Source organism: Veillonella sp. (genome assembly GCF_019414865.1).
GTDB lineage: Bacteria > Bacillota > Negativicutes > Veillonellales > Veillonellaceae > Veillonella.
Genome location: NZ_DXLG01000106.1, coordinates 1 through 5,521, shown reverse-complemented (window position 1 = coordinate 5,521; position 5,521 = coordinate 1). Strand labels below are relative to the sequence as shown.

The 5,521-nt window shown below is 35.9% G+C and carries 5 protein-coding genes and 1 riboswitch; all 5 genes read left to right on the top strand.

The annotated features are described in order from the left end of the window. Positions 1–188 precede the first annotated feature (188 nt). The 5 genes from argR to dapA all read left to right on the top strand — a co-directional run bounded on the left by argR (position 189) and on the right by dapA (position 5,362). Positions 189–644: an arginine repressor gene (gene argR, locus QZ334_RS06625; RefSeq protein ID WP_005386626.1), complete on the top strand. Its 456-nt coding sequence runs from the start codon at positions 189–191 to the stop codon at positions 642–644. Between the two features lie 4 nt (positions 645–648). Next, positions 649–2,313, top strand: coding sequence for a DNA repair protein RecN (recN, locus tag QZ334_RS06620; RefSeq protein ID WP_005386625.1), 1,665 nt, complete (start codon positions 649–651; stop codon positions 2,311–2,313). Between the two features lie 41 nt (positions 2,314–2,354). After that, positions 2,355–2,526, top strand: a riboswitch (Lysine riboswitch). A gap of 74 nt (positions 2,527–2,600) precedes the next feature. Further along, positions 2,601–3,398 carry a 4-hydroxy-tetrahydrodipicolinate reductase gene (gene dapB / locus QZ334_RS06615; RefSeq protein ID WP_039969200.1) on the top strand — a complete coding sequence of 266 codons (798 nt, stop codon included), beginning with the start codon at positions 2,601–2,603 and terminating at the stop codon, positions 3,396–3,398. Positions 3,399–3,421: 23 nt separating this feature from the next. Then, positions 3,422–4,453 (top strand): aspartate-semialdehyde dehydrogenase, encoded by a 1,032-nt coding sequence (locus tag QZ334_RS06610; RefSeq protein WP_005386623.1) that lies wholly within the window; start codon positions 3,422–3,424, stop codon positions 4,451–4,453. Between the two features lie 21 nt (positions 4,454–4,474). Further along, a complete protein-coding gene (gene dapA, locus QZ334_RS06605) occupies positions 4,475–5,362 on the top strand; it encodes a 4-hydroxy-tetrahydrodipicolinate synthase (RefSeq protein ID WP_005386622.1) in 888 nt (295 codons plus the stop codon). Positions 5,363–5,521 lie beyond the last annotated feature (159 nt).

The following is a 5,521-nucleotide window of genomic DNA, read 5'->3' as shown; positions in this document are numbered from 1 at the left end:
CTATAGGCTATGTGTTTGTACGCCCTCAATCTATAGAATGTTAACGTTTTTTTAAATATAAATATAATATGCATAACTAGTATGAGATATGCGATTTATACCATATATTAATTATGAATATATGGTATAATAATAGCAGAAAGATACTATTCTCTTTTATGTGCAAGTTTTAAAAAAGGGAGTTTAAAATGAAACGCTATCGCTATAACAAAATTAAAGAAATCGTTCAGTCCAAGGCGATTGAAACTCAGGAGGAATTAGCAGCGGCCTTATTAGAAGACGGTATTGAGGTAACGCAAGCTACTGTTTCTCGTGATATTAAGGAATTGATGTTAATCAAAATTCCTACAGGCGATGGACACTATCGATATGCATTATCTCCAGAAGAAAATGTAGTTCTATCTCGTAGTCGAATCAATCGATTATTCCAAGATTCTCTAATTAAGGTAGATCATAGCTTGAATCAAGTCGTATTACATACAATTCCTGGTTCAGCTCAATCCGTAGCATTTTCCATTGACCATGCAAAATGGTCTGAAATTATTGGTACATTAGCTGGTGATGATACAATTTTGTTAATTGCAAAATCTGAAGCTGAAGTTCCAGCAATTTTGGCGAAAATTCAAGATTTAATGAAGGACTAAATAGATGTTAACGCAAATGAGCATTCGCAACTTTGCGTTGATTGAGCAAATGAATATTTCATTTAATGATGGCATAACTATCTTTACCGGCGAAACTGGGGCAGGGAAATCCATATTAATGGATGCCTTTAGTATCCTTTTAGGAGAGCGCGCAAGCAGCGAGTTCATTCGTCATGGTAAAGATAGTTTTGTTATAGATGGAATATTTGATATTGCCGATCACCAAAGTATACAAGAACTATTAGAATCTAAAAATATTATGGTTGAAGAAGGGGAGTTAATTCTCTCCCGGTCATTTAACCGCAATGGTAAATCTACCATCTTAGCTAATGATCAACCTATACCATTAAAAGCATTAAAAGAAATTGGTCAATATTTAGCTGATATTCATGGTCAATATAGTAATCAACGATTGTTAGATGCCGATACCCATCATGAATATTTAGATACCTATAATAAAGAGGGACAGAAGGCTTACAAGACCTATTTAGATGCCTATAAAGTATATAAGAAAGCCAAACAAGATGTAGATCATTTACAAGAAAATATGTCTGAACGAGCGCGAGAGCTCGATATGCTACGATACCAAATCGATGAGATTGAAGAAGCAGGACTTACAATCGGTGAAGATGTTTCTATTGCAGAGGAATTAAAACGACTCGATGGTTTTGAACATATTGATAAGGTATTAGGTTCTTGTTATGATGCCTTTTATAATGGTCGTCAACCATTACTAGACACTATAAACTCTATTAAGGTAGAGGTTAATGACCTTGTAAAATATGATGGTGAACTGAAAGAAGTATCTGAAATGGTTGATTCTGCTTATTTCCAACTGGAAGAGGCGGCTCAATCGTTAGATCGTTATAGAGATACTATTAGCTATGACGAAGAACGCTATAAGTATTGCCAAGATAGAGATACAACTATTTATGGCTTAAAGAAAAAATATGGTGAAACTGTAGAAGAAATTCTAGCATACGAAGAAAAGGCACAAGCTCGTTTAGCGGAACTAGAAGGCCTTGTATTTGCACAAGACGAATTAGAAGCTCGTCTTGAAGAGGCGAAAAAGGTAGCAGAAGAAGCTTTAACAGTTTTACGTGATATACGTCTAAAAAATGCAAAAGTCATTGCTAACGCTCTACATCAAGAATTAGTAGACCTAGGCATGCCTAAAGGAGAGATTCAATTCCATATAGAGGATGGGGATGGCTTATCATCTTTAGGTGCAAAATCTATTGAACTACTATTCTCTGCCAATAAGGGGGAACAATTGTTACCGCTTCACAAGGTAGCCTCTGGTGGCGAATTAGCTCGGATTGCATTAGCCTTCAAATCTGTCTTCCGTAGTGATACGTTCAAGACAATGGTATTTGATGAAATTGATGTTGGTATTAGTGGAGATATAGCTTTAAAGGTTGCTGAAAAGATCCTACATCTCTCTAAGACAAATCAAGTATTCTGTATTACTCATTTACCTCAAACAGCAAGTATTGCAAAGCAACATTACCATTTGGCTAAAATTGAGCAAGATGATCGTACTGTTTCAACGTTGTCTGTACTTAATGAAGAGGAACGAGTAACACAAATTGCTTCTATGATGTCTGGTCGAGGTATGTCTTCCACTGCATTAGCAGCAGCTAAAGAACTAATTGACCATTTTAATTGACTAAAATCGCATAATTACTTATACTAATAGTATTAAGTGAATATGTTGATAGAGGTGCGAGTATAAAGAGTAATCATGAGGAGCCGGCATGCATTGATCCATGATAAAAGGGATGCTTGCCGAAGTTCGGTGATTGCGACTCATCGTTCTGGTTGTCTATTTAATAGATGGACGACTGTCATCAATTTGAATTGGTGGAGTGCTATCATTGAGCTTTTAGTAAAAGTTATAAGCTATATAAACTATAAGGCCAGTGGATGCATCCACTGGCTTTTTTGGAGGTATATATGATTCGAGTAATGGTAAATGGCGCTGGCGGTAAAATGGGCCGCGAAGTAGTCAAAGCAGTACATAATGATTCTGAATTAACATTAGTAGGTGGTATCGATCCTACTAAGGCAGGTCAAGATGTAGGCACCGTAGCGGGCATCGAACAATTAGGAATTACAATGAATGCCTCCATCGATGAGGTACTTGATACAAATAAACCTGATGTTATTGTAGATTTTACAAATCCTGCTGTCATCTATGAAAATGCTAAAAAGATGTTATCCGCAGGCATTCATGTAGTTATTGGTACTACTGGTTTAACAGCGGAACAACGCGATGAATTAGATGCTATTGGTCGTAAGAATAATGCCAATTGCCTTGTAGCACCTAATTTCTCTCTTGGTGCAGTTATGATGATGAAGGTTTCTGCAGAATTGGCTCCATATTTCCCTAATGTAGAAATTATTGAGCTTCATCATAACCATAAATATGATGCTCCATCCGGTACATCTATTTTAACAGCTAAATTAATTAACGAAGCTAAACAAGCTGCGAATGCAACTGCAGCAGAAGATTTAACTCGTGAAAGTTTACCAGGTGCTCGTGGCGCTAAGGTTGATGACGTAACAATCCACAGCGTTCGTTTACCTGGTTACGTAGCTCACCAAGAAGTACTATTTGGTGGCTATGATGAAACATTAACAATTCGTCACGATAGTTTAAGCCGTCTTTCCTTTATGCCAGGCGTAGTATTAGCATGTAAAAAAATTAGTACTAAAGCTGGTCTAACATACGGCTTAGAGCATTATTTATAATATAAGAGCAAGGAGATATAGTAATGAAAAAACCTAATGTTGCAATTCTTGGTGCTACTGGTGCAGTAGGTGCTGAATTTATTACACTTATTGAAGAGCGTAATTTCCCATATGAAAATCTAAAATTGTTAGCATCTGCTCGTTCTGCAGGTACTGAACTTACCGTTAATGGTAAAACATATGTAGTAGAGGAAGCTAAACCTGAATCTTTTGCAAATATTGATATCGCTCTATTTGCAGGTGGTTCTATTTCTAAAACATTAGCACCAGAAGCAGCTAAAAGAGGCGCTATCGTTATTGATAACTCTAGTGCATTCCGTATGGATCCTGAAGTACCTCTTGTAGTACCAGAAGTAAATCCAGAAGATATTTTAAAACATAAAGGTATCATTGCTAATCCTAACTGCTCCACTATTATTATGAGCTTAGGTTTGAAACCACTTCATGATATTTCTCCAATTAAACGCATTGTTGTAAGTACATATCAAGCAGTATCTGGTGCAGGTAAAGAAGGTATTGAAGAACTTGAAAACCAAGTAAAACAATATACAGCCGGCGAAGAAATGACTGCAAACTTATTGCCAACAGGTTCTGCGCCTAAACATTATCCTGTAGCATTTAACCTTTTACCACAAATTGATGTGTTCTTGGACAATGATTACACAAAAGAAGAAATGAAAATGGTTCATGAAACACAAAAAATTCTTCACGACGACACAATTCAAGTTGTACCAACTACTGTACGTGTTCCAGTGTATCGTTCCCACTCTGAATCTGTTTTAGTAGAAACAGAAGAACCAGTTTCTGTAGAAGCTTTCAAAGCAGCATGTGAGAAATTCCCTGGTTTACAAGTAAAAGATAATCCTGCAGAACAAATTTACCCAATGCCATTATATACATCTAATCAAAACGACTGTGAAATCGGCCGTATTCGTAAAGACTTATATAACGACAAAGGTATGAATTTCTGGATTGTAGGGGACCAAATTCGTAAAGGTGCAGCACTTAATGCGTTGCAAATTGCTGAATACTTGGTAGAAAAACAAGCTTTTTAATCTATCAAGGGGAGGACAGATATGAAAACCTTTGGTCGAGTATTAACGGCTATGATTACATCATTTAATAATGATGGATCCCTTAATATAGAAAATAGTGTAGCTATTGCTCATCATTTATTGGATAATGGGTCTGATGGACTTGTTGTATGCGGTACAACAGGAGAAAATCCATCCATGTCTAAAGAGGATAAATTAGCATTATTTACAGCTATTGCTAAAGAGTGTGGTCATAAAGGTTCTATTATTGCTAATGTAGGTACAAATGACACAAAATCCTCTGTTGAATTTGTAAAAGAAGTATCTAAAATTGATGGAATTGATGGTTTATTAGTTGTAGTACCTTACTACAATAAACCAAATCAACAAGGGCAATATTTACACTTTAAAGCTATTGCAGAGGCTACTACACTTCCAATCATGGTATATAATGTACCAAGCCGTGTGGGAACAGGTATATTCCCTACAACACTAGCGCAATTACACAGTGAATATCCACATGTATGCGCTATTAAAGAAGCAAGTGGAAATCTTATGATTGCATCTGAAATCAAACGCTTAATACCAGGAGACGATTTCATGGTATACAGCGGTGATGATGGACTTACATTACCAATGTTATCTGTTGGTGCATGTGGTGTAGTATCCGTAGTATCCCATGTGGCTGGCAAAGATATGAATGCAATGATTCAAGCCTATGAATCGGGTCATAATCACGAAGCACTTCGTATTCATCAAAGCTTAGCAGATATTATAAAAGCTATGTTTATCACTACAAATCCTATTCCTGTTAAATATGCAGCTCGTAAAATTGGCTTACCTGCAGGTGTATTTAATTTGCCAATGTGTGATCCTAGTGCTGATGAAGCAGCATATATTGATAAAGCTTTAGCAGAATACGTAAAATAAAATATACAGATAAAAAAACAGTAGCTATCATAAGTAGCTACTGTTTTTATTTTATAAGTAGGAAGCATAATATGCATTCATATAGTATTACTAAAATGATGTAATTTTTATAATATGTAAGGTTTTATTTATGATATAATCTCTCTGGAGATAGTAATT

What these genes read in the sequence shown, in the direction of transcription:
- argR (WP_005386626.1), top strand. Translation starts at nt 189, where the DNA reads ATGAAACGCTATCGCTATAACAAAATTAAAGAAATCGTTCAGTCCAAG.
- recN (WP_005386625.1), top strand. Translation starts at nt 649, where the DNA reads ATGTTAACGCAAATGAGCATTCGCAACTTTGCGTTGATTGAGCAAATG.
- dapB (WP_039969200.1), top strand. Translation starts at nt 2,601, where the DNA reads ATGATTCGAGTAATGGTAAATGGCGCTGGCGGTAAAATGGGCCGCGAA.
- QZ334_RS06610 (WP_005386623.1), top strand. Translation starts at nt 3,422, where the DNA reads ATGAAAAAACCTAATGTTGCAATTCTTGGTGCTACTGGTGCAGTAGGT.
- dapA (WP_005386622.1), top strand. Translation starts at nt 4,475, where the DNA reads ATGAAAACCTTTGGTCGAGTATTAACGGCTATGATTACATCATTTAAT.